Below are 3,014 nucleotides of genomic sequence, written 5' to 3' on the forward strand. Positions count from 1 at the left end.
GGAATGGGCAATCATTGAACCCTTGCTTCCCAACAAGCCGCGCGGTGTTGCACGCGTAGACGACCGTCGGGTGATCAATGGCATTCTCTGGCGGTTCCGGTCCGGTGCGGCATGGGCAGAGATACCGGAGCGGTATGGGCCCTCAACCACGTGTTACAATCGGTTTGTCCGGTGGCGCAAAGCCGGGGTCTGGGATCGGCTGCTGGCCGCTGTTTCTGCGGGTTTTAACGGCGAACTGGTGATGATCGATTCCACTTGTGTCCGGGTCCACCAGAACGGTGCGACCGGCAAAAAGGGGGATCCAGTGATCATGGCCTGGGACGTTCCCGGGGCGGCCTTACCAGCAAACTCCATGCTCTTGTCGACGCTGAGGGACGTCCTGTTCGCCTCCGGTTGACCGGAGGCCAGGTGCACGATGCCTGCGAGGCAGAGGCGCTGATTGAGGACATCCCCCATGGCGCAACGCTGCTGGGCGACAAAGGTTATGACAGCAACGCAATCCGCCAAGCTGCAGAAGCCAGAAACATCTGGGCCAATATTCCCAACCGGTCCAACCGTAAGCAGCCCTTTGCTTCTCGTCCTGGCTTTACCGTCAGCGCAACCTGGTTGAACGCTTCTTCAATCGCATCAAGCAGTTCCGGGGCATTGCAACGCGCTATGACAACGACCCGGCCAATTACCTTGCAGCAGTCAAACTCATTTCCGTAACCTTATGGTGCGCCTCGTAATGAATCTACCCCCTAATGTATAGGAGATCACATGCAAGTTTCACGCATTATATACTCCTGATAATCATCAATTATCAGGATCAGAGCGAACCTGACGCTGGCAGTTCGGAAGTGTACCCCCTTCTGGCACTCCTCACGCGCTATGGCTTTGCCCTGGAGTGCCAAGGTAGGTCACTCTTTCTCCTTTGCATTGTTGCGGTCACGAACAACGAAACTGGAAGGCCGGGCCTGGCAGTACTTGGGGTTTCACCTGGCAGTCAGGGCGGCTGGGACACAACCCAGAGCACTGACGAGACGGCCCGCCTCGAGCAGCCGGGAGTGTCAACGTCAGCGGCTCCCGCGTTGTCTCAGGAGCAATGCCAGCATGGGCATGGTCTAGTCCGCCCGTAAAATGCGGCGAGATGCCCTAAAGCGGGGTGTAAATACTGGTTCTCAGGCGTTCTTTTTCGCAGCGGCCGCAATACTTCCGTTGCAGGTTTTACCGTCTAGGTTCGATTATGCTTTCGCAACTGAGTGGGGCCGACCTTGAGCGGCTATTGGACAGTATCGGAGCCCCAGCCTTCATTGTAGGGGTGGCAGACGAAAGCCGTTTCATCGTTATTTATGCCAACGAGGCGTTCCGGTCCGCAACCGGCCTGCCGCCGGCGCGCATTGGTGAGACGCGCCCAGTCGAGATCTTGCCCCTTGAGCAAGCAGAAGTGTTCCACCGCCATTATTGCCAGTGCAGCAAGACAGGGGAACCGACCGTATTCGAGACGCAACTATCGCTGCCCGTTGGCGAGCGATGGCTCCGGATAACGCTGAAGCCTGTGCGCGATCAGGACGGTTCTGTAGTCCGTCTGCTCGGTACGATGATCGACGTGACGGAGGAACTGCATACGCGCGAGAGGCTTGCCTATCAGCATTTGCTGCTGCGGGTGCAACAGGACATGAGCCCGGATGGCATCATGATCGAGGATCACAAGGGAGACGTTCTCAACTGGAACGCCAAGTTCTGCGAATTATGGGAAATATCGGGCGATAAGGTACGCGAGGGACGCAAAGGGCTGCTTCCGCACATATTGTCCCGGCTGGTCGAACCGCGCTCCTTTGTTGCAATGCTCGATGTCGCCTACCGAAACCTGCATGCAGACATCACCGGAAAAGAGATCGAGCTGAAGGATGGCAAAGTCTATCAGTTGTTCAGCCACGGGCTTATCGACGAACACAACCTGGGGCGGGGGCGGATCTGGTTCGTGCATGACGTCACCGAGAGCAGGATCTTTCAGCGGCGCTTGAGCGAAGCCTTGGCGTTGCAAAAGGCGGTTCTCGACAGCGCCCACCAGATCATCCTGTCGGCAGACAGCGAGTGCAATATCCGCAGCTTCAATTCCGCAGCCGAGAGGCTTCTCGGCTATAAAGCCAAGGACCTGATCGGCAAAGAGAAGGTCCTTATTCTGCATGACCCCGACGAACTGGAAGAGCGAAGGGCAGCGCGGAGCGAGGAATTGGGACGCCACGTCAGCGTTGATGAACTTTTGCATGGCCGGGCCAGGGAAGGCACGCCGTACGTCGAGGAGTGGCAGTATGTCCGCAAAGACGGCAGTCGCTTTCCGGTTGAATTGTCGATAACCCAACTGAAAGACGACAAGGGTCGACATTTAGGTTTTCTTGGCATTGGGACGGACATTACCGAGCGCCGGGCAACAGAGCGCCGGCTGTTTGAGCTTGCAACCACGGACAGCCTGACCAAGCTCTGGAATCGGCGGTATTTTGCTGAGCAGGCTGAAAAGACCCTGTTCCGCGCCAAGCGCTACAACGAGCACGCCTGCATCGCAATGATCGATATCGATCACTTCAAGCGTATCAATGATACCCACGGCCACGCTGCGGGCGATGTGGTCCTTCATCAGGTGGCTCAGGCACTGAACAAGATGCTGCGTAAATCCGACTTCATGTGCCGATGGGGTGGCGAGGAGTTTGCAGCGCTTCTGGTTAATACTGACCCGAAAGAGGCGCTGCAGATCGCCGAGCGGATGCGCCTCAAGGTGATGCAGCTGGCTGTGCATCATGGCGGCGTGCGAATTCCGGTGACGGCCAGTATTGGCCTAACGGAATGCCTGCCGGGTGATCCATCCCTGGATGCCATACTGCCCCGCGCGGACGAAGCCCTCTATGCGGCCAAGGCAGCCGGGCGAAACCGTGTCGAGGCTGTGTGGCGTGTCGCCGAAGCCGCGCGCGAAGCCGTTCATGGCGCCTGGTGAAGTCTCCAGCATTCGCCCGTCGAAGCCTGACCAGCCACGATCC

1 protein-coding gene and 1 pseudogene are annotated in these 3,014 nt (G+C 57.9%); both read left to right on the top strand.

The window, feature by feature from the left end:
• A pseudogene (locus tag VIG90_RS14325) lies at nucleotides 1-728 on the top strand (IS5 family transposase); the annotation flags it as partial.
• 497 nt (nucleotides 729-1,225) lie between these two features.
• Complete coding sequence (locus tag VIG90_RS14330) at nucleotides 1,226-2,971, top strand: diguanylate cyclase (RefSeq protein WP_331594201.1); 1,746 nt, start codon at nucleotides 1,226-1,228, stop codon at nucleotides 2,969-2,971.
• Nucleotides 2,972-3,014 lie beyond the last annotated feature (43 nt).

The sequence above is a fragment of the Pedomonas sp. genome, assembly GCF_036515995.1.
In the GTDB taxonomy this organism is placed as follows: domain Bacteria; phylum Pseudomonadota; class Alphaproteobacteria; order Sphingomonadales; family Sphingomonadaceae; genus Pedomonas.

Bases quoted from the DNA above. Each gene is read 5' to 3' on its own strand.
- VIG90_RS14330 (WP_331594201.1), top strand. From the start codon at position 1,226: ATGCTTTCGCAACTGAGTGGGGCCGACCTTGAGCGGCTATTGGACAGT.